We start from the raw sequence: 21,406 nt of genomic DNA, 5'->3' as shown, positions 1-21,406 counted from the left end.
CTACCAGGCCATTCCCATGATGCCCGAAGACACGCTTCTGCCCTTGATGGCTCGATTCGTTGAATTGCTGGCCGAACAACCCGTTTTCCGGGAAGTTTTCGGTCCAATATGAGGGGATGGCTCAGGGGCACCCTTGCAATCTTGTGTTTCGAGAATCCTTTCCTGCTGTCTGACGGTGTGCCTCACGCTCGCCGCGCTGCTGCCCGCGTCCGCCCTGGCGATGGACGGCGCGGCCTTCGAGCAGCTCCACGCGCGCGTGAAGAAGGAGGGCCTCTCCGACGCGAAGATCACCGTCCTGAAGACCGCGGCCTCCACCAACACCTTCACCTGCGAGCAGGTAGCGCGTCTGGCCAGCCAGCTCTCCTTCGGCGATGACAAGCTCGAGGCGCTCTCGGCGCTCAAGGGCCGCATCGAGGATCCAGAGAACAAGGCCAGGCTCGTCAACCTCTTCAGCTTCGACGACGAGAAGGCGAAGGCCGAGCAGCTCCTGGCCGACCTCCAGAGGGCCACGCCCGCCCCCCCCAGCGCCACGCCGGCCCCCGGCAGCGCATCCGCCCCCGGCGGCACCGGCGAGACGACGCCGCTGCTGGTGAACCAGGTGGGTGCCTGGCCGGATGCGGACGTCCACGCGCTCGTCGCGGCTCTCAAGAAGGAGCGCTTCACCGATGACAAGATGAACGTGCTCAAGACGGCCATCGCCAGCCGTCCCGAGGGCTTCACCTCCGCGCAGATTCAGCAGCTCGTCCCGATCTTGACCTTCAGCGACGACATGGTGAAGGCGGTGACGCTGATGGACGAGCACATGCTCGGCATGACGTCACGCGAGGTGCTCGGGGTGCTGGGCAAGTACTCCTTCAGCGATGACAAGCTGAAGGTGCTGCGCGTGCTCAAGGACGCCATCACCGATGCGGAGAACAAGTTCATCATCCTCGACGGCTTCACCTTCGGTGACGACAAGGAGGAGGCGCGCAGGATTCTCGAGACCCTCAAGCCGCGCAGCCCGGTGTATGGCACCATCCGCAGCAAGCGCGTCATCTTCGTGGTGGACGTCTCCGGCAGCATGGAGGCGCGCTTCACCACCAACCGTGGCGAGACGCTCAACCGGCTCCAGTTCGTGCAGCGCGAGCTGCAGTCCGTGCTGAAGGAGCAGCTCCCGGCGGGCGCGAAGTTCAACCTCGTCATCTTCTCCTCGGGCGTGCAGACGTGGAAGCCCGGGCTCATCGCGGCTACTCCGCAGTCGGTGCAGGAGGCGGTGCAGTACGTGAGCGGGCTGCGCCAGAACGGCGGCACCAACATCCACGGCGCGCTGGAGAAGGCGTTCGCCGACCCCGAAGCGGACTCCATCTACTTCCTCACCGATGGCATGCCGTCGGAGGGCAAGAAGACGGCCAACGCGGCCATCCTCCAGGACGTGGCCGCCTGGAACGCCCAGCGCAAGGTGGTGGTGAACACCATCGCCTTCCTGATGGGCAAGACCAGCGGTGACAACAAGCCCAAGTCGCGCGAGCTGATGCTCCAGCTGGCCAAGGCCACCGGCGGCGTCTACCGCTCCATCGAGTAGAGCGCGCCGGGCTCAGCGCTCACGGAGCGGCGGCAACTCTGCCTGGTCCATTCGCGGCGTCCTCTCCTTCATCCGCTCCTTCCTGGCCGCTGCCTCAAGCCCCGCGCTCGCCTCCTCCGCACCTGCTTGGGGGAGCGGGAGGTGGGGCGCGTAGAGCGCCAGTTGGAACTGCGGCGCGTGGAGTTGCATTTCACCTGTTGACGAATGTGCCCGCCGAGCGCCTGGGAGCCCAGGATGTGATGAGGCTCAAGCGGAGCCCTTCAAGGCTCGGGGCGTTGGATGTCCGACGCAGGAAGCAGGCGGGGGCGGCCCCCCAGCACGAGCCACCATGAGCCATCGCGCCAGAACAGGTTCTCCGTCCAGACCAGCTGCCGACCATCGGCCCCCCGCGTGCGGATGGTGGCGCTGAGCACCTCGGGGGAGAGGTCCTGGGTGATGCGGATGTCGGCCCCGAAGGCCGTGGCTCCGCCAAAGCGCTGGAGCCGGTCGTCCACATCCTTCGCGGCATCGTAGTCGGCGGGCACCAGCTTCAGGATGCCACCGCGATCCCGATCCTGGAGCGCGTACAGGTACTGGAGGATCATTCCGTGGGCGGCGGGCTTGGCGTCGCGCAGAGCGGGGCTGCTTGCTCGCTGCCTCCAGACGGTCACCCCAACGCCCGCCAGGGCCGCGAGGGTCACGAGCACGGCGACGGTACGACGAGAGCGCATGGGTTCTCCAGGCCCGCAGCCCCTTTACTGGCGTGCCACAGGTGAGCAGGACTCCCCTGACCGAAGAGCCCAAGGGAGGCTCAAGGGGAAGGACTACGGCTCTACCCATCAGGTACGATGGGCATAATACCACGCGCTCGGGAAGGCCGCGATAAGGCTGCTCAGTGAGCGATTCAGCGTGTCCGTCGAGTGATAGGTGAGGTAGCGCTCGCTTCCCGAGGTCTGCGTCACAATCATGGTGTGGTTGATGTTGTTGTCACGCTCGAAGTCCATCTGGAGCACGTCCGCGAGGGCCAGATACCAGACGTTGCTCAGGGTGGTGGTGCGTCCGCTGCCCGTTGCGAAGAAGTACCAGTTGTGCGCACCCGCCCACGTGTAGGACTGGTTCAAGGAGGAGTACCACCAGACGCTGCTGCTCTGGTACCAGCCCTCGACCATGCTCCAGCCGCCCGCGTACATGGCCTGTGAGATGAAGTTCGTGCAGTCGTTGGAGAAGCTGCGGTACGCGGGGTTGCGGCCATAGGCCCAAGTGGTGGCGTAGCTGACCATGGCCGAGTAGTTGTAGGATGCCACACCCTGCTTCAAGGAAGATTCGCCGTCCGCGGTCAGCGGGCTGAACTTCGAGAGCTCCGCCACACCTTCCGGAGCGGGCAACCGCTGCGTGAGCGAATCCAGGGAGACCGTCACCACCTCGTTGATGGGCGCGAGCGCGTCCGGGTCCAGCAGCCGTACGTCCTCGAGGACCCAGGTGTCACCCTGCCGCGAGAACGTGAACTCACGCTCGACGCGAAACGCCGTGTAGGGGGGCTCGTCACCGCGAATCCGGGCATAGTCGAAGTAGGACCGCTCCTCGACGCGCGAGACCAGCCCGCCGTCAACCTCGCGGGTCTCGATGATGCGCACGTCGGTCTTGAAGCCCGTGTAGCGCTCGCCAAGCCGGGACAGGGTATCGCGCAGCTCTCGCAGCGCCAGGTTGTCCCGGGTGACCCGCGCGGCCAGGGCCGCGGAGAGGTGCTGCGGCACAGGAGCGACGGACGGGTTCGAGCCGTCCATCAGCTGCTGGTTGCGGTCTTCCAGGAACGCCCTGGCTGCCAGCGCGATCTGGGCCTCGATGGCCGTCGCGTCCGCCACCCCGGCTGAGGTCGTGGCGGCTGCCTCTGGTTGGAAGTCGGGCGAGGCGGGCCCGAGGTCGTCGGCCCCTCCTACACCGCAGGCAGACAGCAGGGCCGCGGTCATCATCGCGGCGGCACGTTGGATGAAAGGCTTCGCATACGGAGGTTTCACTGGGGTGGCCCGGGTCATGACTGCCCCTTGGTTTGCATGGATGACAATGCATGAAGCCAAGGTGAGCGTTCACATCATGGCGTGGCCTTCCTGGCAATGCATTGACTGCCAGATGCTGAACCACGAACAAGGGATTGAACATGACCCGGGAGGGTATGCTTTTGTTCAAAAACCGAGCATAGGCGGCATGGGAGCCCTGTTGCGGGCGAGGGCCGGGGTAGGTGGTCGTCCAGGAGGGCCGCGCGACACGCATTGGACGGTGCAGGAGGGCCCCGAGCAGGCCCGCCCGTCGCCCTCCAGGCCTCCCCTCCCCTGCGCAGACGACCGCTCGCCTTGGGCTCCGCCAGAGAGCGCATCCCTCAGCCGTGCATCACTCCCACAGCGCCTGCTGCGCTGGCCCCCTGGCAGGTGCCTGGGGTGGGGGCTGCTCGGGCAGGTGCAGATGGCGAAGAATGCGCCGGATGACGCTGCCCTGGGTGAGGTACGCCAGCACCCGCCGCCTTCCTCCGCACCTCGGGCAGGAGAAGACGTCCACTGCGAACCTCTTGCCTAGCAACCCCGCCCCATCCAGCCTCCGGGCGCGCTGACGCTTCCGGCACATGGCCCGAGCTGCCGCATCTGAAGCTGGTGCCTCCTCCTCGCCCGGGGCCGCCGCTGCGGAGACCAGAAATGGTCGGACTCTCGCCCCCGGGGCAAACACGCCATGGAAGCGGATGAGGTTCGTCCTCGGTGGAGGCACCAGGGATGCCACACGCCGTAAAAGCTCCAACCCGGTGAAGAGCAAGTGCGTGGTTCCGTTCGGCAGCGGGCGCTTCATCCGATAGGCGATGCGGCCGTCCTCCGCTCGTGACAAACGCTCCAGCGCCAACGCTCCGCGTGCTCCATAGCGACACAGCCGCTCCAGCCCCTGCTTGTCGTTCGCGTGAAGGTGCGTGTTGGCATGCAGGGAGAAGCCCTCCAGGAAGGCACACCGGGGTTGCTTGCTGGGAGGAGGCCGGACGTCCACCTCCGTCCAGCGCAGCCGCTGCTGTAGCGAGTGCGCCTGGTATGCCAGCAGCGCGTCCTCGGGCCCTTGTGCGGGGAGGGTCCCTCTTTTGTCCAGAAGGCGCAGCACCCGGTGACGCACCACCCGCAGCAGTCGCTCCACCTCACCTTGCGTGGGCGGGGTCAACGCCTCGAAGCGCACGCCGCCCTCCCGCGGCACGAAGACGCCGTCCGGCACCAGCGAGTGGAAGTGAGGCGTCACTTGCAAAGCCGAGCCGAAGAACTGGATGAACGACACGGCCCCGACCTGCCCACCCCGCAGGCCCTGCCGCTGTGCCCTCCGGCGCTGCAGGGCGAACACCGCGCGCAGGAAGACGGTGAGGACGTCCGAGAGCAGTCCCGCATCCTTCAGCAGCACCCACCGCACCCGGTGTGGAAAGGACAGCGTCCATTGCCGGTAGGGCACGTGCGGCAGCACCCGCTCTACCAGGTGCTATCGACACCGGGGTCTGCGCGACGTCCGTGCGCACCCTCTGGCCACGAGGTGCGTCTCCTTCGAGGTGGGTGGAAACTACCGCTTGGACGGTTCAGGCCACAGGGTCGCGGACTCGATGTTCTTGACCGTCACGAGGCTCTTCTTCGTCCGGGGGTCGAACACCTGGGCCGAGCGCGTCTCCCCCATGACGAAGACGAGCAGCATTCCACCGCGCACCTGGAAGCCGAGGCGTTCACCCGGCCTGGCCGCCAGCCCCTCGAGTTCCACCAGGTTTCCGTCCTGCTCCCAGCGTACCGGGACGGTGGGATAGGAGGACTCGTCTTCCGGATCCTGGGCCGTCCAGTAGTACAGCGCTCCACCCGGCGTGGACAGGGACATCCACTTTCCAATCTTCCCCTCCGCCTGCCCCGGCAGGGCGGCGTCCAGCTTCTTCACGGCGGCCTCCGGAGCCGATTGTCCGGGCAGGTCCCCGAACAGGGAGAGCGTCTGATCGGGCAGCGCCTTGGCGGTGTCGAGCACGTTGACCCCGGGGCCTGAATCAAAGGTGGTGGGCTTCGACTCGACATTCTTCCAGTCCGCTCCCTCCTGCCGGAACGCGAGCGCCTGCCCCCGGGTGCCCTCGTCCTCCACCGGCACGTCGGAGACGAGCGCCACCAGGCGCCCCTGGCTATCGAAAGCCATCCTGTGGATGCGCGGCGTGTCGGAGCCCTGTCCTCCCAGCGTGCCGAGCAGTCCCTTCAGGTCCTCCGGCTTGCCGCTCTTCGCCGGGAAGTCCACCCGCCAGACGCGCGGCTGGGTGCGATCGCCCATGGCCGGGTTGAACACCAGCCCCACGTTGCCGTCCGGGCTCCAGGACAGCTGGGACTCGTCACACGCCGCTTCGAAGGCGAAGACGGTGGGCTCACCGGAGGGCAGCGGCTGCCGTACCCACTCGCAACGCTGGGCGTCCACGGGCTTGAGGTACGAGAGCGCCGAGCTGAAGGCGGGCGCCGGGGTGGGCGCCTTGCCTGGCGTGGACGCGGTGACGGCATCCGGGGCCGGGGCGGCGGGAGCGGGGGGGTTCGACTTGCAACCCGCCACGACGAGGGCGGCAGCGAGCAACGGACGATACCAGCGAAGCAGGGGCATGGAAATCCTGGGCCTCCGGAGGGAAGGGGGCGGGAGACCAAGTTCGGGTTTCGCACTTTTTGGGTAGGCTCGAAGGGGGAGTGCAGGGGACTCGACTTGAGGCTCCTGCTCACCCAGTACGTAGTGCTCTTCTTGGTGCTTGTCCCTCTGAAGCTCTCGGGGAGACTCCCCATCGCGAGCAGCACCATCTGCGGCAGGGAAACCATCACAGGTCAAACCAAGGGGAGTCACCGAAGGAGTTTCTACGGACCTTGGTGCTCCATGAGTCCTCCGAAAACGCCCATGTTTCCCTCTGGAGCCACGTTCCCCCCTCTGCGTACAGTCAGTTGGGCCCCTGAAAAAGTGCGAAACTCGAACTTAGAGGTTGGTCGTGCTCGGTGTGAGGGTCTCGGCCTCGGAGCGGAGATGGCCGAGCCATGCCGTGATGGCGGCCTCGAGCTGGCCTCGCATGGTCTCGGGGTCCTGCCGGACGACTTCACCGCTCCAGGACTCGACGGTGCGGACCAGGGTGGTCCGGCCAGTCGAGTCACCGGGTTCGAGAGTCCATACGTGGATGCCAAAGATTCCATGGGTGTCGCCCGACCAGGCGAGCCGCTTGCCGGGTACAACCTCGCCGAGGGTGGAGACGATGGCGAGGCCAGCGGTCGTCCACCGGAACGTCGAGCCAACCGCTACCGCACCGCCGAGGACGGCGGTGCTGATGTCGGGGTTCCAGTCCGGCCACCGGTCGATCTCCGTCAGCAGGTCCCAGACACGGGCGGGTGGGGCCAGGACCCGGATCTCCTCGGCGACGATGACGGGGGCCTTCCGGTCGATGTCCATGGACGTCTCGAATGAGATGGGAGCGAGAGCCACGGTCATGCCTCCGCCGGAATCCACGAGCCGTGCACACCACCGGGGACGTGGCGGGGAAGCTCCACCACCGCCACGGGCTCGTCAGCGATGTGGGTGGCGTCGAGCACGAGCAGCTCCGCCGGCGACTGGTCGGCGTTGCTCACCACGGTGAGGATGTAGCCGGCATCCTCGCTGGTAGCTCCAGCCGCGGGCACGAATACCCCTTCGCTCGGCAGTTGTCCGGGGCCGAAGGAGCGGAGCTGACGGGTGCCCGTGGTCAGGTCGTGCTTCGCCAGGGCCCAGGGACCCCGCTCGCCATCGGGAAGCGCGAGGGCGTACCCGTACCGGAAGGGCTGCCCGACCACAGCGGGACTGACCGTGGGGAACTCGACGATGAGGTCATCCACGGTCCGCGAGCCGATGACTCCCTTCTGGGGGTCGAGGATCCATCGCCGGTGGCTCGCCCCACTCAGGAGGCTTGGACCCCGGTCGGCACGACCCGCCCACCAGGCCGTTGACCGCACCCAGCCGGCGCGGTCGAACGCGGGGGCGTCGAGGACGACCCTGCCCTCCGCGTCGTCGTAGGCGTTGGTGACGTGAAGAACGTAGAGGGGGTCGACCTCGAACCAACGGACGGTTCCGCTCTCGCGGGACATGATTCCGATTCGTGCCGGGTAGTCGTCGTTCCATGCGTAGGGCATGCCCGACGTGTCGTTCATGTCGAACACCACGGGCATGTCGAACCAGACGATGTGGCGCCGGGTGATGGCGAAGTCATGCATCAGCGATGGGCCGGCGCCGGGCACCACCTCTGCCCGGATGATGTCTCCCTGGGGCGAGGCGACGTAGTAGGTGAGGTACGGAGGGAAGGGTCCATAGCCGAAGAAATGCAGCTCTCCGGTGCGCGGGTCGCTCTTCGGGTGGGCCGTCATCGGAGTGGTGAGCCTTCCCGCGAAGTCGAACACTCCCACGGTGTCGAGCTCGGGCGTGACCTGGAAGGGAAGGCCCGCCTCGTTGAGGGCGAGAATCCGGCCCGCGTGGCTGATCGCATGGGTGCCAGCGGAGTGGGCGGTATAGTCAGGGCCGTGTTCGGTCATGTAGGGCGCGCCCTGGAGGGCGGGCGTTCGGACCCAACGGTTGCGGTAGGATTCGGCTCGCCCTTCATGGAGCCGAATCCCATGGAGCATGCCACTGCCCTTGAACCAATGAATCGACATGACGCCCGGCATGGGATTGTGGCCGTTGCGCACAAGCTGCCCATGGAGCTCGGCCGGCAGGGTGCCTCGCACTCGCAGGTGGGTGGCGGTGATTTCGTCGGGGACTGGCGTGAACGGACCGGTCAGGAATGGAGCGGGGGTGGTCATGTGCGTGTGTCCTCGTGGGTCAGGGGTTGTGGGTTGCAGGTGAAGCAAGCGCCGCCGGCGGGGTGGGTGCGCGCAGCGCCAGGAGCGCGGCGAGCCGAGAGCCAGCCGTCGTGCGAGGCACCCGCGAGACCATGGGTGAGGAGACCGAGCGCTCCGGTGACCAGGAGGGCACCGGGGGCATCGAAGGCCGGCCGCTCGGAAGGCCTGGGGGATGAGACGACCCGGGAACGGGACATGGCCAGGGCCACGACCACGAACGGGACGGCGACGACGAACACCGAGCGCCACCCGAATGTCGCGGTGAGCAGCCCTCCCGCGATGACCCCCGCGGCACCGCCCGCACCGGACACCCCTCCCCAGACACCGAGAGCCACTCTCCGGGCCTCGCCACCCGGATAGAGGGTGAGCGCGATGGACAGCGCCGTGGGAGACAGGACGGCGGCGGCGACGCCCTGCAGGCCTCGGGCGGCGATGAGGGAGCCGGCCCCAGGCGCGACGGCGGCGGCGAGCGAGGCGATACCGAAGGCGGCCAGGGACACCGTGAAGACATGGTGGCGCCCGAGGATGTCGGCCGCCCTCCCGCCAGCGAGGAGGAAGCCGCCAAAGGCCAGGACGTAGGCGTTGACCACCCAGGTCAATCCGGCTGGCGCGAGCCCCAGGCCACCACGAATCGACGGCAGCGCGATGTTGACGATGGAGGTGCTCAGCACCACGACGAACTGGGCCAGGGCCAGTGGGACGAGCGGCCGGAAGTCGCCGACGGAGGCACCGGTCGCACGCGCTCTTTCGTTAATGGCTGTCATATTGGTTATATGCTGTAACCAAACTAACCGCATGACGCAAGCGCGTGACCCTATTATTCTCAGGTCCATGTCCCCCCCTCCTCTCTCCCGGCGCGAGCGCATCCATGCGGAGACGGTCCGTGAGATCCGCGGCATCGCCCTGCGACAGGTCGACGAAGGAGGCCTCGCGACGCTCTCTCTCAACGCAATCGCGAAGGAGCTGGGAATGTCTGGCCCCGCCCTCTACCGGTACTTCGCCTCACGGGACGAGCTGCTCGGCGCGCTTCACACCGACATCTACGCCCAACTGGTGACGGCGGTCCGGGAAGCGGCCGAGGCGTCGACAGGGCGCTCACCCTCCGCGCACCTGGCCGCGTACGCCTCCGCCTACCGTGGCTGGGCGCTGAAGCATCCACGCCGGTACGCGCTGCTGTTTGGCGGGCGTGCAGAAGATTACAAGGACCCGGCCGAGGCCATCGCCGAGATCCACGAAGGCATGCTCCTCCTGCTGCGACTCCTCGCCGACATCGCTGGCGACCGGCCGGTCACCAGGCCTCCCGACGCGCTCGACCGCCAGCTCACGGCCTGGTCCCGGCGTCGCGCCGGCAACGCGAGCTTCCCGCCGCACATCCTGCGCCTGGGCGTCCTCTTCTGGACGCGCCTGCACGGCATCGTCAGCCTCGAGCTCTCCTCTGTCTTCAAGGACATGGGACTCGACGGGGGTGCGCTGCTCGATGATGAGGTCAAACGCATCATCGACGCAGCCGGGGGCGGCCACTAGTCGGGGCCTGAAAGCACCGGGGCCGGAGACCGCTGAGATTCCAGCAGCTTCCGGCCCCGGTTTCAGTGTCCCCGACGGGATTCGAATTCGTCGGGGTCCACGGTTCACTGACTTACCCGAGGAGGATCAGTTGGGCGTGACGCAGGAGCAGGTGCTGGCCTGGGTGTAGCAGGCGTTGCTCGAGCCGGCGGCCACCACGGAGTAGCAGTACTGCCGGCCCGGGAGGACCTCGGTGTCCGTCCAGGTCGTGCCGGTGACGGTGGCCTTGAGCGCCTTGCCGAAGTTGCAGCCGGCGTGGCCCTCGGTCTTCAACACCCAGTATTTGGCGGCGTTGGTGACGCCCGTCCAGGAGATCGCCACCTGGCGGGTGCCGGGGGTGAGCGTGGCGGAGGGCGTCGCGGTGGGACCGGTCGAGCAGCCACCGTTCTGCGGCACCGGGGTGGCGCAGGCGATGTTGTGCCGGTTGAAGGCGTTGTAGATGGCCGTCATGTGCGGCGTGCCGTCGTTGAGGTTGCCATTGTCGTCATCGGCGGCCAGCCACTGCATGTAGCCGTTGGTGGAGCCGCAGCCACTGGAGGTCTTGGCGGTGCAGTCACAGGCGTGCCACGAGCCGACGTTGCCGCTGCCCTGGTAGAAGAGCTTGTTGCCGACGATGAAGGCGGTGTTCGCGTCGTAGTTGAACGGGGCGGCGCGCAGGTCGCGGGCCACCAGGTCCCAGGCGGCCTGGCGGGTGGGCGCGGCGGCGCAGTGCGTCTGGCGGCCGCACAGGCCGGTGGAGGTGGTGCACCGGACGCAGACGTGGTTCTGCGGGGTGTCCGGAGTGTTGTCCGAGTGCCTGGCCCAGTCCGCGTCGCGTACGCCCGAGCAGTTGAGATCGCAGTGCGCCGCGCCCGTCTGCGCCTCGTTCTGGTTGTAGCCCGTCCCATCCGCCGTCATGCCGCAGCCCCTGTTGCTGGTGGCGAAGAAGCCGTGGCCCACGCACGAGGTCTGCAGCCGGTAGATGGCCGCGATGTCCGCGTACCCCTCGCTGGAGGCGCTCAGCGTGCCGTTGGCATCGTTGTCGTCCATGCCATGGCCCCACTCGTGGTCGAACACCGCGCCGATCTCACCGGTGTTCCGGCAGCCGCCGCCGCTCCGGTAGAAGTTGACCGTCCCGGCGCTCCAGTAGGCGTTGCAGGTGCTGGCGATGTTGACGTTGGCGGTGAGCTTCGCGTTGACCCAGGTGTTGGAGGGGAGCCAGCCGCGCGCCTGCTCCGCCAGCTTGTTCAGCTCGTAGAACGCGGCACGGGCCGCCGGGGTGTTGCCCGCGCCGCCGCCTCCCGTGGTGCAGTCATGCTGGCCGTTGGTGCCGCCCATGTTGATGCTGCCGGTGGTGGAGCTGCCGCTGACCGTGCCGCACCTGTCGCTGATGCCGATGTACTTGCCGCTCAGCGAGGTGGTGACGGTTCCGGAGGTGTAGCTGAAGACGCCCGCGCCGTTGGTGTAGTTGTTGGGCGACGCCAGGCCGGTGTTGGCCCACGGCATGGGGTAGTTGGCCTGCATCGTGCCGCACGTCCCGTCGGTCGGGCAGGTCTCCGTGTTGGTCAGCGGGTAGACGCCGCCGGTGATGGACGCGTCGAGGTACTGGTTCTTGTCCTCGAGGGCGATCACCTCACCCGTGTGGGCGTCGACGAGCACCTCCCAGGTGGCATGGTCCCCCTCGTCCTGGAAGCCGTAGGCCCAGACGAGCTTGTGGCCGTAACCCTCCCCCTTCGAGATGGGCACCACCTCCAGGCTCGCGTCCTTCCAGATGGACTTCGGGCTGTGGGCCAGCCCGGCGCGGCCCAGCCCGCGCTCGATCGCCTGATCCGCGGCGACGAGCGGCAGGGTGCGGATCTTCACGTCGGCCCACCCCTCGGTGCCGATGAGCACGAGGTTGCCATGGCTGATGGTGGCCGACAGCCGGCCCTCGCGCACGGGGATGCCCTGGATCTGCTGCGGAATGTGGACCTGCCAGAGGTGCTCGGTGACCTGCGTGACGCGCGGCGTGCCGAGCTGCGACACATCGATGCCCAGCACCTCCTCGTTATCGCGGGCGAACTTGACAACGAGCTCGCCCACCAGGGCCTCGTCCACCGTGGACACCGCGCGGCCGAGGCTCTGGCCCAGGTTGCTCAGCGTCACCCGGTTGTCCATGCCGTCGCCCGGGATCATCGGGATGTGCGTATGGATACCGGTGGCCGCTCCCGAGCGCGGCTCGAAGTAGACGTTGGTGTCCTTCCCGTAGCGCTGGAAGAAGTCGCTCAACGCCCGCTCCCTCGCGGGGTCCAGCATCCTCTTCGCCCGGGCCTCACCGAGCTCGAGGTTGTTCGAGCTGATGGAGAGCTCGGAATTGAAGAAGGCATTGCGGGCCACGGCGCTTCGCGACGGCCCATGCTCAGGATGCACAGCCCAGCTCGCGCCGGAGCTCAGCACGGTGGCAAGTGCTGCGGCGCCCATGAAACGCTTCATGTCACACCTCTTGGGTTGGACCTACGGGGGGGACTGGACTCGCCCGTTTCTCTCGTCGTACGGAGATGACGGGACGCGCGGTGAATACTGCCCTGACTGGGAGTGCATTTACTAGCCAGCTATGAGAAATAGCGATGGAAGGCTCAACGAGGTTTCATGAAACCATCAAGCTTCAGCGTTCCTGGATTCCTGACGCGGCACCCCGTGGCCGTGGGGGTGGCCGGGACGTTTCTGCTGAGCCTCGTACTGCGGCTGCTGTTCCTCGAGACGTCGATGGATCGGAACTGGCCGTTCTCCATCTTCTTCTACGGGGACTCGCGCTTCTTCCACACCTATGCCCTCGACTGGGCCCGGGGGCGGCCCGCGCAGGCGTCGCTCCCGTACCACCCACCGTTGTTCTCCTGGAGCCTCGGGCTGCTGTACCAGCTCCTGGGGGAGCCGCGAGGCAGCGCCCATCCCTACAAGCTGAGCCTGGCGCTGTTGAACTCGGCCACGGTGGCCTTCACCTGGTGGTGGTGGCGCCGGGTGCTCGGAGTGGGGTGGAGCCTGCTGGCAGCGGTGCTCTTCTCGGCCAGCTTCGGCTGGCTGGTGCTCTCGACGACGTACAGCAACGAGGTGCTGTACGTGCTCTTCCTGTCGGCCACGTGCTGGCTGATGCTCGAGCACCGGAGCGGGCTGCCGTGGCGGGGCGCGGCGCTCCTGGGTGGGGTGATGGGGCTGGGCGCGCTGACCCGGGCCGAGCACCTGCATCTGTGGCCCTTCCTCCTCGTCTACGCCTGGCTCCACCGGGACCGGCGGGCCCCGGTGCGCGCGCAACTCGTGCGGTGGGCGGGGGCGGTGGGCGTGTCCCTGGTGGTGCTCGCGCCGTGGGGGCTCCACAACGCGCGCGTGCTCCAGGAGCTCAACGCACGCACGCCGGAGCTCGAGCCGCTGCCGGTGGTGGCTCCGGTCACCGTCTATGGCCCCATCAGCTTCGCCATGGCCAATCACGCCGGAGCCACGGGCGGCTTCACGCCGGACCTGGTCAACCGGCTCGGCCAGGACGGGTGGCTGGACGCGGCGAATCCCTCCCAGCGCCACCTGCTGCTGCACGGCTACGCGGAAGGCCTGCGATGGATGGGCGAGCACCCGGCCGGCGCGGTCCGCCTGCTGGCCGCCAAGCTGGGGCGTTGGCTGGACGGCCTGAGCCTGGGGTATGGCGCCTCCAACCTGCCTGGAGGACTCGAGGGGGCCCGTGCGCCGGTGGATGTCTTCGTCCCGGAGAGCACCTGGCTGAAGTGGCCGCTCGCGCTGCTGCTCCTGGCGGGAGCGGGGCTCTCGTTGCGCGCGCCGCACCGGGTTTTCAGCCTGTTCACCCTGGTGCTGCTGCACCGCGCGCTCATCACCCTGGCCTTCTTCGGGTACACGCGCGGCATGCTGGTCCTCTTTCCCGCGCTGCTGCCGCTGCTCCTGCTGCCCCTGAAGGCATTCACCGGCAGCCGCCCCTCGCTGGCCGGGAGACTTCCGGTGCTCGCCTCGTGCGTCCTGCTGTTGTTGTGGCTCGAGGCTGGGACGCTCGCCCTGCGCGGTCCCCGCGACTTCATGGCGAGCGGCAGCACCGACCGGGTGAGCGGCAAGCTCATCCAGGACGATTGGGTACGGCTCTGGCCGAAGCCCTGAGCGGGCTGGCCCTGCCTGGCGGAGCGTCCCCGTCTCTCAGTCCGGACAGGGCATGCATGTGGAGAACATCGTCGCGGATCCCACCTACAGCCCACCGCGCTTCGCCTTCACCGCCAATGACGCCAGCGGCTGCGTCCCCCATGTCTACGTGGACGGCGCCATGTCCCTGTACCAGTCCATCTACGAGAACGAGGCGGACCAGGGATACCGGCTGCAGAAGCCGCAGGTCTACAACAACGGAGCCTCCGTCACGGCCCTCTTCGACCGGGTGGGCACCTGTCCGTGAAACAAGCCTCTGTGAACCCGCCAGCTCGCGGTCTCTCCGGCACCTCATCTATCTGGAGGCCCCTGCCTCTTCGAGCAGTCGCACGCTGTCGGTGAGACGCCTGTCCCTCGCCCTCTTCAGCGGCGTGACACCTTCCGGGTCGCGTGCGTGGGGATTGGCGCCCGCCCGGAGCAACTGTTCGAGCACCGCCGGATGCTCGAGGGCGTAATGCACCGGCTGCCATCCGAAGGTGTTGGCCTTGTTGGGATCGGCGCCAGCCTCGAGCAGGGCGATGACGCAGGCGAGGTGCCCGTTACGCGCCGCCACCTCCAGTGGAGTGCTGCCATGCCGGTCCGACTGGCGCACCTGGGCGCCGCGGGCCAGGAGCGCCTTCACCACGGCGCAGTGCCCACTACTCGCGGGACTTAGCAGCAGCGGCGTGTGGTTCCAGGAGAGGTGATTGGGATTGGCACCGTGGGCGAGCAGTAACTCGACGGCCTCGACCTGCCCCTCGTCGGCGGCCACACCGAGTGTCGTCCGCAACAACCCCTGGCGCTCCTTCATCTCCACCGGGACACCCGCTTCCAACAGGACCCGAATCACTTCCACCGCGCCCAGTCGCGCCGCCACATGCAGCGCGGGGGTTCCCGTCGCGGAGCTCGCGACAGGCCGAACCCCCTCTCGCAGCAGCGCGCGCACGCGGACGACATCCTTCTTCGCCACCGCCTCCAACAACTCGTCATCGCGCACGGCGGCCCGAGCCTCGGCTCGGCGGGCGGCCACCTCCGTCTTGTATTGACGTGTCCACTCTTGTTGTTCCTGCTTCACCTGGGCGAGCAGTTCCCGATGCCTCTCGGGGGTGAAGGGCAGGCGCAGCTCGGGCACGGTCATGAACCAGCGCCGGCTGCGATTGAAGCCGCCCGCCACGAGGAAGCGTGCTCCCACCTCGGGTCCCCGCTGGCGCGTGGCCTTCCAGCGCTCGATGTTTGCCCCTTCCCCCACCGCGCACATCAGGTGCAGGTGCTCGCTCCATACAGCCTGGACGACGCCGGGAGAGATGTCCCCCGTGAGCACCTCCTCCACCTGGAGAAGGACCGTGGGGGGCTCGGCGTGTGTGGCTCCCTCGTCATGTACTGCCACCACCCTCGCCACCACCAGCTCGCATTCACCCACCGATGGGAAGGCCTTGTCCCTGATGAACAGGAAGCCACCCGGGTCGCAGTTCGCGGCATACGAGCGCCGCGCATCCTCGTCCAGGCGAGGCGCCATCAGCGAGCCACTCGGACCGCCGGGAATCTGCGCGTGCACCAGCCCACCCAGGCTCAGTGGCAGCACGAGCCCGAGTACCTGGCACACGGAGGACGACCTTGGAAAAGTGCGCATGATTGCCATAACTACCCGCATTCTCACCCGGACGGTGTACCACGAGTGAAAGCTGCAGCCGCAGGCGCAGTGGCCGGGTTTGTGTCCGCTGCATGTGGCCATCAACGAACTCTCAGAGGGAGGCGGGCTCGACGTAGGTGTTTTCAGCCCCTCCAGAAGCCCCCTCGACCGGAAGTCCTTTACTCTTTATATAAGCCCTTATATAAAACCCGCATGAAGGTAGGTCTCGGAACGCAGTTACGGCATTTGCTCGAGCTCCTCGACGGGGCAGTCAGCGAAGCCTATGCGCGGGAGGGGCTCGCCTACCGGCCGCGTTACACGCCGGTCATGCGCGCATTGATGGAGCGCGAGCCCTCGACGATCGGCCATATTGCCGCAGCCGCGGGTATCACCCAGCCCGCCGTGACGCAAACGGTCGCGCTCATGGTCAAGGAAGGTCTGGTCTCCGCGCGGTCGGAGCCGGGCGACAGGCGCGAACGCCTGGTTCGACTCACGGAGGCCGGGCGCGAGTTGCTCCCCCGGCTGCAAGCGTGCTGGCGCGCCACGGCAGGCGCGGCAGCCGATCTGGATGCCGAACTGCCCACGCCCCTTTCGCTGACCCTGGAGAAGGCCATCGCCGCCCTCGAGGTGAAGCCGTTCGGCGAACGTATCGCCGAGGCTCGTGCCCGGCTGGCGGCTCAGACCCCCCTCGCACATCAGCCTCCGTCCAGCACTAAGGCGTCCGCCAGGCCCGGTGGAGTCCGCCGCAAGCCACGTCACTCCTGACACGCCCATCTCGAAGACACACCGTGGAGACCACCTGCCAGGTGCACCTCGGACGGCCACACGCAGACCATCGGAGCCAACATGAGAGCTGTATTCTTCAATGTCGAAAACAGCTTGCGCAACGGCTGGAAGAGCCTTGGCTATTTCCTCATGACGGCTCTCTTCGTGGTGGGGCTGATCTTCATCCGCAGGACGTTGCCTGACAACGTGAGGCCATTCGTGCCGGAGCCGGTTCTCGCATTCCTGGGGGCGCTTGTCGCCACCTGGGTATGTTCGCGCCTGGAGCGCACGTCCCTTGCCGCCCAGGGTTTCGCCATCAGCGGGGATTCATGTCGCGACTTCGGACTCGGCCTGGCCGGCGGAACAGGTCTCGTGGGGCTGGTGGCCCTTGGCGTCTGGCTGCTCGACGGTTTTCATCTGGTGCGGACGCCAGATGGCGCCGCCTCGAATCTCCTGAAGAGTGCATGGACGATGCTCGCTGTCGCGCTCTTCGAGGAGACGCTTTTTCACGGCTATGCGTTCCAGCGGGCCATCAGGGGTATGGGCCCGCTCTGGTCCCAGCTCGTGTTCGCCACCATCTTCTCCCTCGCGCACCCTTTCGACCCGGGCATGAATGGAAGCGTCAGGGTCATGGCGATGCTCAACATCTTCCTGGCGGGTTGGATGTTGGGCTACTGCTACCTGCGCACAGGTCGCCTGGCACTCCCGGTCGGAGTGCATCTGGGATGGAACTGGGCCCTGGGAAGCCTGGGATTCGGCGTGAGCGGTAACGCCTCGAAGGGATGGTGGACCCCGGTATTCCATGGCAAGCCAGAATGGTTGACCGGGGGCGACTTTGGCCTCGAAGGCTCCGCCATCAGTGTCGTGCTACTCGCTTTGGCCGTGGTCGGACTGGCACGTTGGAAGGGAGAAAAGGCTCACCAGGAGTTGCCCACGCGCGCGCCGCCTCCCGCTCCACCTCCCAGCCCATCCCCTCGGGAGACCGCGTAGCGAGGCCCCCACTCGGGAGGGCCCCGCTCGGACAGCACTCGCTTTGCCTGCACGCGCGAGGACGCGGTCCCCGATGGACGGCGCACCTCACTCATCCACGCGATGCCCGAAGAAGTAGCGCACGCCGGGGTCGAAGGCCGCAACGTGTCCGGCGTCCATGAAGTCCTCCAGGATGGCCAGGGCGGCCAGCCGCTGCAATCGCCCTTGCTCGTAGAACGCGGTGCAGTCGACGCCGGTGCTGGCCTCGAAGCACATGCGTTCCCACTCCATGCGCGAGCCGCTGGGCTCGCCCGAGCGGATGCGTTCGTGCAGGCGCCTGACCAGCGCTTCCAGGTCGAGCGGCAGGCCGGCCGTCACCGCCTGGTCGCGTGAGGCCAACCGCGACGCAACTTTGGCCGCCGCCTCGCGCACCCGCGCGCCATAGCCGGCACGGTCCAGCACCGTCAGGGTCTGGGTGAAGGGCTCCGGATACGCGGGGTCCGGAACCTCCTGCTCCTCGGCGCCGTCATCGATCGCGCCCGGCTGTTCCTCCAGCAGTGTCGACAGGCAGCGCTCGACATGCCGTCGTGCATCCCTGTCGATGGCCGCCGCATGCAGCCGCAACAGGGGCTCCACCGCGCGCAGGCTGCAGCCGTTGCGAAGCAGGCCGCCGATGCTCCACTGGATGCCCAGATCGTCCGGCCGGGACAGGAAGCGCTCGGCCGTGTCGAGCACGAACGAGGTGCGCCCGGCGAAGCCAATCAGCTGCACGCAGGCGTTCCAGACCAGGGCCGCGTCGTCCCGCGTCATCAGGTCCGGCAGGACCTCGACCGCGCGCAGGTCGCCCTGGCGCACGCGTGCAAGCACGCTGCCGAGCACGGTCCAGGAGTCGCGGCTGGCCAGGTGTTCGGCACTCGCGAGCGCCGGCGGCGGCTCGGCGGAGAACTGGAAGCCACGCCCCAGCTGGAGGAAGGTTCGGTCGAGGTACCGTTTCACGGCGCTCAATTCTGCGTGCTGTGCAAGACGGATTGCAGCCCCGGCCCACAGCCCGCGTGGCACCCGTCAGCACCCCTCCTCGACCCCTCGGCTCCAGCCCTCTCCCTCAACACGGCCCCCATCCCGCCTATACGCGTACGAGGTGGCTCAGCCCCAGTTCGTGCAATTGGCCTGGTTGGCCCACTCAATCCAGCCGCAGCCGCGCATGTCGACCTGGCCGTCCCACATCCCGGTCCAGATGTAGTAGGGGATGGGGGCATTGCTGGGAACCGTGAACCACTCCAACACGCGTCCCCCGTAGTTGTACTCCTGGAGGACCACCTCGACGCTCTTGCCGCGCATGGCGGAGTTCGTCACCACGACGCGGGCCCAGTTGGCCTGACACGAGGCGGACCAGCGCAGCTCGACATAGCCGAGGTAGGCGCCGCTGCCCGCGGCGGAGCCGGCGGCCCCGTAGATGGGGGCCTTCTGGTTGTAGACCGACACGGCGTCGTTGTCGCAGCCGGTGGTGATGGGGCTCTTGTTGACACAGCTGCCGTTGCAGCCGCCAGCGCCCTGCTCCACGGCGCCCGTTGTGTCATCCGTCCCTTCAGTGGGTGCACCGCCGCACGCCGCGAGGGTCAGCATCGTGATTGGCATCAGGAGCTTCTTCATGGACTTCCTTTCGTTCAGGCCCGGGGCGTGAGAATCGCTCCCCGAGGCGCGCCAGACAAGGGGTCCAACAGGAAGCCCATGCCCCCTCGATAGAGCTCAGGGCTCCTGGCGCCCGGACTCGGGCTTGAGCGCCCCCGCGAGCGCCAACATCTGAGCCACCAGCGTGCTCAGCGCCTGACCCTCCTGGGCGCCCGCGGCCCCGCCAATGGTCACCGAGCGCAGCTCCTGGGGCTGCGGCAGCTTCTCGGCGATGGCGGGCAGCAGCTCCACCAGCCTCGCCTGGAGGTTCGCCGGGGTCAGTCCGTTGAGGATGCGCTGGCGGTCGTCCTGCAACTCCAGCTCCGCGCGCGCCTGCCGGTTGGCCGCCGCCCGCTCCGTGTCCAGCACGTCGATGGCCGCCAGGGCCTGGCGCTTGCGCTGTGCGGCCTCCACCTCCTGCTTCAGCTTCGCCAGCTCCGCCTCCACCGCCAGCCGCGCCTTCTCCAGCTCGGCGTTCTGCAGGGCGGTCTGCTGATGATCGAGGGCCCGCTTCCGGGTGTCGTCCTCCTCGCGCTGCTGTCGCCGCATGCGCTCGGCCTGCTCCCGATCGTAGGCCTCCGCCTCCTTGCGCGCGCGCAGCATCGCCAGCTCGCCGTCGCTCTCCAGCCGCATCCGCTCGCGCGCCTGCTGCACCTCCTGCTCGCGGTGGGCGATGGCCTCCTCCGTCTCGAGCGTGGCCAGCCGCGCCACGCGCTCGCGCTCGGCCCGGAAGGGCTTCTGGAGGCTCTCCCACAGCCGTCCCGAGCTCACCACCGCCTCCTTCACCTGCACCGTGACGATGCGCAGGCCCAGGCCCTTGTCGCCGCCGCCCAGGCCCTCGGCCACGTGGCGCAGCCGCGCCGTCAGCTCCTCGATGATGGGCTGCTTGTCCGAGAGCACCGCGTCGATGCTCATGGTGGCCACCTTGTCCTTGATGGCCGCCTCGGCCTGCTCGCGCAGCTGCACGTTCACCACCCGCATGGGCTCCTCGGCGTCCGTGAAGTCGAGCTTCTTGTAGGCCGTGGCGAAGTCCTCGATGATCCACTGCACGTAGCCCTGCACCAGCAGCCCCTGCAGCTCGCGGCAGATGCAGTGCGCGTTGATGAGGATGGTCTGCATGGCGCCCGGAACGACCAGGAACGAGTCCGTCGCCGGGTCGAAGCGGAAGGACACCCCCAGGCCGATGTGCAGGGGCTGGGAGTGGCCGCGCCGGGTGTGCACGACATAGGCGTTGGGTGGGACCACCACCGTCTTCCACCGCCAGAAGCCGGTGATGCGCACGTCCACGGCGTTGCCGGGAATCTCGCGAGGGGCCGCGATGGCGAGTGCCCGGGCGCGCTGCCCCATCGGCATCTGCACCGGCGCCACCATCTTGCGCGCCTTCAGGTCCACCTCCACGCGCTGCTGCTGCTCGCGCACCTGATCCAGATACTCGTTCCTCACCGGCTCGTGGCTGTTGTTGTTGTTCGACGACATCATCGCGCGCCCCCAGGGCTCCGGAGGGTCGCCGACCATCGGCGCGCCATGAACCGGATGCTCTCCCGCGCATCTCATCACACTCCAGGCCGTGCCAACCTCCCTCCCTCTGCCGGGATTGGCTAGCGAGCTGCTCCGAGGGCTACGCCTCCGACCAGGTCTCGATGAAGTCGTCGATGACCGTGACGATGTGGGTCGAGAAGTCCCGGAAGTGCTCGGCGTCGTCCGTGCCCTGGAGCTGAGGAAGGCCGAAGGCCTCGTCATGGCTGTAGGCCACGACGCCCAGCTCGCCTTCCGGCGTGCGGTCGCGGGGATTGAAGCACCAGAAGTTCCCCACCGAGTCGTCGTCGCGGCGCTGGAAGAACAGGGCTTCGTTGATGGCGTCCGCCACCTCGGAGTCATCGCCGTCCACGGCGTCCGACGGGTCCGGCGCGGCCGCGCACAGCAACCCCGGCTCCTCCATGCCAATGAGCTCCTGCCCGCCGTACAGCACCTTGAAGGTGCCGTGGGTGCTGATGAAGCGCACGTAACTGGGGGGGAGCTTCAGCTCATGGGCGCCAGCGCGACGAGGCTTCCGCTGACGAGCTGAGGAATGGGGGCAATGTCGAGGGCAGCGGGTGGGATCAGAGAGGCACAGGAAGGCCGCTGACGGGAGCCCACGAGCTGTGCGCCATGCCGGTGCACTCTGGGTGGAGCCCCCTTGGGGTACAGGGGGCGACAGGGGGTGTGGGCCTGTTGGCTGTGGCTGCTCAAGCCTCTCGAGGGGTAGGTCACCATCCCCGGTGGGCCACAAGGCGACACCCTGAG

19 protein-coding genes are annotated in these 21,406 nt (G+C 67.7%); 6 read left to right on the top strand and 13 right to left on the bottom strand.

Annotation, left to right across the window (positions count from 1 at the left end):
- Positions 1-175 precede the first annotated feature (175 nt).
- The gene (locus NR810_RS33150) at positions 176-1,561 is read left to right on the top strand and encodes a DUF4476 domain-containing protein (RefSeq protein ID WP_257458445.1); all 1,386 of its coding nucleotides are present in this window, start codon (positions 176-178) and stop codon (positions 1,559-1,561) included.
- A gap of 260 nt (positions 1,562-1,821) precedes the next feature.
- Here NR810_RS33150 and NR810_RS33145 read toward each other — a convergent pair whose 3' ends face one another.
- The 7 genes from NR810_RS33145 to NR810_RS33115 all read right to left on the bottom strand — a co-directional run bounded on the left by NR810_RS33145 (position 1,822) and on the right by NR810_RS33115 (position 9,164).
- On the bottom strand, positions 1,822-2,271 hold the full coding sequence (locus tag NR810_RS33145) for a hypothetical protein (RefSeq protein ID WP_257458444.1): 450 nt from the start codon (positions 2,269-2,271) through the stop codon (positions 1,822-1,824).
- Between the two features lie 108 nt (positions 2,272-2,379).
- Positions 2,380-3,510, bottom strand: coding sequence for an amidase domain-containing protein (locus tag NR810_RS33140; protein WP_257458443.1), 1,131 nt, complete (start codon positions 3,508-3,510; stop codon positions 2,380-2,382).
- 415 nt (positions 3,511-3,925) lie between these two features.
- Complete coding sequence (locus NR810_RS33135; RefSeq protein WP_257458442.1) at positions 3,926-5,017, bottom strand: transposase; 1,092 nt, start codon at positions 5,015-5,017, stop codon at positions 3,926-3,928.
- A 93-nt stretch (positions 5,018-5,110) separates the two neighbouring features.
- Positions 5,111-6,163: a hypothetical protein gene (locus NR810_RS33130; protein WP_257458441.1), complete on the bottom strand. Its 1,053-nt coding sequence runs from the start codon at positions 6,161-6,163 to the stop codon at positions 5,111-5,113.
- Between the two features lie 357 nt (positions 6,164-6,520).
- Entirely contained in the window at positions 6,521-7,018 is a 498-nt protein-coding gene (locus tag NR810_RS33125; RefSeq protein ID WP_257458440.1) for an SRPBCC family protein, read from the bottom strand.
- Between the two features lie 2 nt (positions 7,019-7,020).
- Complete coding sequence (locus NR810_RS33120; protein WP_257458439.1) at positions 7,021-8,361, bottom strand: carotenoid oxygenase family protein; 1,341 nt, start codon at positions 8,359-8,361, stop codon at positions 7,021-7,023.
- A complete protein-coding gene (locus NR810_RS33115) occupies positions 8,358-9,164 on the bottom strand; it encodes an MFS transporter (protein WP_257458438.1) in 807 nt (268 codons plus the stop codon). The genes NR810_RS33120 and NR810_RS33115 overlap by 4 nt, the downstream gene beginning before the upstream one ends.
- A gap of 67 nt (positions 9,165-9,231) precedes the next feature.
- Here NR810_RS33115 and NR810_RS33110 point away from each other — a divergent pair, with 67 nt between their 5' ends.
- Positions 9,232-9,924 carry a TetR/AcrR family transcriptional regulator gene (locus NR810_RS33110; protein ID WP_257458437.1) on the top strand — a complete coding sequence of 231 codons (693 nt, stop codon included), beginning with the start codon at positions 9,232-9,234 and terminating at the stop codon, positions 9,922-9,924.
- A gap of 126 nt (positions 9,925-10,050) precedes the next feature.
- Here the strand turns inward: NR810_RS33110 and NR810_RS33105 are convergent, their stop codons facing one another.
- Positions 10,051-12,414, bottom strand: a complete 2,364-nt coding sequence (locus tag NR810_RS33105; protein ID WP_257458436.1) for a PepSY domain-containing protein — start codon at positions 12,412-12,414, stop codon at positions 10,051-10,053.
- Positions 12,415-12,570: 156 nt separating this feature from the next.
- Here NR810_RS33105 and NR810_RS33100 point away from each other — a divergent pair, with 156 nt between their 5' ends.
- Both NR810_RS33100 and NR810_RS33095 read left to right on the top strand, forming a co-directional pair.
- Complete coding sequence (locus NR810_RS33100) at positions 12,571-14,073, top strand: ArnT family glycosyltransferase (RefSeq protein WP_257458435.1); 1,503 nt, start codon at positions 12,571-12,573, stop codon at positions 14,071-14,073.
- Between the two features lie 52 nt (positions 14,074-14,125).
- Positions 14,126-14,359 carry a hypothetical protein gene (locus tag NR810_RS33095; protein ID WP_257458434.1) on the top strand — a complete coding sequence of 78 codons (234 nt, stop codon included), beginning with the start codon at positions 14,126-14,128 and terminating at the stop codon, positions 14,357-14,359.
- 48 nt (positions 14,360-14,407) lie between these two features.
- Here NR810_RS33095 and NR810_RS33090 read toward each other — a convergent pair whose 3' ends face one another.
- The gene (locus tag NR810_RS33090; protein WP_257458433.1) at positions 14,408-15,721 is read right to left on the bottom strand and encodes an ankyrin repeat domain-containing protein; all 1,314 of its coding nucleotides are present in this window, start codon (positions 15,719-15,721) and stop codon (positions 14,408-14,410) included.
- A 246-nt stretch (positions 15,722-15,967) separates the two neighbouring features.
- Here NR810_RS33090 and NR810_RS33085 point away from each other — a divergent pair, with 246 nt between their 5' ends.
- Together NR810_RS33085 and NR810_RS33080 are read left to right on the top strand one after the other, a co-directional pair.
- Positions 15,968-16,486, top strand: coding sequence for a MarR family winged helix-turn-helix transcriptional regulator (locus NR810_RS33085; RefSeq protein ID WP_257458432.1), 519 nt, complete (start codon positions 15,968-15,970; stop codon positions 16,484-16,486).
- Between the two features lie 81 nt (positions 16,487-16,567).
- Positions 16,568-17,476: a CPBP family intramembrane glutamic endopeptidase gene (locus NR810_RS33080; RefSeq protein ID WP_257458431.1), complete on the top strand. Its 909-nt coding sequence runs from the start codon at positions 16,568-16,570 to the stop codon at positions 17,474-17,476.
- An 87-nt stretch (positions 17,477-17,563) separates the two neighbouring features.
- Here NR810_RS33080 and NR810_RS33075 read toward each other — a convergent pair whose 3' ends face one another.
- The 4 genes from NR810_RS33075 to NR810_RS33060 all read right to left on the bottom strand — a co-directional run bounded on the left by NR810_RS33075 (position 17,564) and on the right by NR810_RS33060 (position 21,125).
- Entirely contained in the window at positions 17,564-18,451 is an 888-nt protein-coding gene (locus NR810_RS33075; protein ID WP_257458430.1) for a hypothetical protein, read from the bottom strand.
- Positions 18,452-18,598: 147 nt separating this feature from the next.
- On the bottom strand, positions 18,599-19,105 hold the full coding sequence (locus NR810_RS33070; RefSeq protein WP_257458429.1) for a YjfA family protein: 507 nt from the start codon (positions 19,103-19,105) through the stop codon (positions 18,599-18,601).
- A gap of 96 nt (positions 19,106-19,201) precedes the next feature.
- A complete protein-coding gene (locus NR810_RS33065) occupies positions 19,202-20,602 on the bottom strand; it encodes an SPFH domain-containing protein (protein WP_257458428.1) in 1,401 nt (466 codons plus the stop codon).
- Positions 20,603-20,741: 139 nt separating this feature from the next.
- A complete protein-coding gene (locus tag NR810_RS33060; protein WP_257458427.1) occupies positions 20,742-21,125 on the bottom strand; it encodes an SMI1/KNR4 family protein in 384 nt (127 codons plus the stop codon).
- Positions 21,126-21,406: the final 281 nt, after the last annotated feature.

It is taken from the genome of Archangium lipolyticum (genome assembly GCF_024623785.1).
Taxonomy (GTDB): Bacteria; Myxococcota; Myxococcia; order Myxococcales; family Myxococcaceae; genus Archangium; species Archangium lipolyticum.
This window is presented reverse-complemented; position numbering and strand designations above follow the sequence as displayed.

Coding starts and splice junctions, on each gene's coding strand:
- NR810_RS33145 (WP_257458444.1), bottom strand. CDS start 2,271: ATGCGCTCTCGTCGTACCGTCGCCGTGCTCGTGACCCTCGCGGCCCTG.
- NR810_RS33140 (WP_257458443.1), bottom strand. CDS start 3,510: ATGATGACCGCGGCCCTGCTGTCTGCCTGCGGTGTAGGAGGGGCCGAC.
- NR810_RS33130 (WP_257458441.1), bottom strand. CDS start 6,163: ATGCCCCTGCTTCGCTGGTATCGTCCGTTGCTCGCTGCCGCCCTCGTC.
- NR810_RS33120 (WP_257458439.1), bottom strand. CDS start 8,361: ATGACCACCCCCGCTCCATTCCTGACCGGTCCGTTCACGCCAGTCCCC.
- NR810_RS33115 (WP_257458438.1), bottom strand. CDS start 9,164: ATGACAGCCATTAACGAAAGAGCGCGTGCGACCGGTGCCTCCGTCGGC.
- NR810_RS33110 (WP_257458437.1), top strand. CDS start 9,232: ATGTCCCCCCCTCCTCTCTCCCGGCGCGAGCGCATCCATGCGGAGACG.
- NR810_RS33105 (WP_257458436.1), bottom strand. CDS start 12,414: ATGAAGCGTTTCATGGGCGCCGCAGCACTTGCCACCGTGCTGAGCTCC.
- NR810_RS33100 (WP_257458435.1), top strand. CDS start 12,571: ATGAAACCATCAAGCTTCAGCGTTCCTGGATTCCTGACGCGGCACCCC.
- NR810_RS33095 (WP_257458434.1), top strand. CDS start 14,126: ATGCATGTGGAGAACATCGTCGCGGATCCCACCTACAGCCCACCGCGC.
- NR810_RS33090 (WP_257458433.1), bottom strand. CDS start 15,721: ATGCGCACTTTTCCAAGGTCGTCCTCCGTGTGCCAGGTACTCGGGCTC.
- NR810_RS33080 (WP_257458431.1), top strand. CDS start 16,568: ATGAGAGCTGTATTCTTCAATGTCGAAAACAGCTTGCGCAACGGCTGG.
- NR810_RS33070 (WP_257458429.1), bottom strand. CDS start 19,105: ATGAAGAAGCTCCTGATGCCAATCACGATGCTGACCCTCGCGGCGTGC.
- NR810_RS33065 (WP_257458428.1), bottom strand. CDS start 20,602: ATGATGTCGTCGAACAACAACAACAGCCACGAGCCGGTGAGGAACGAG.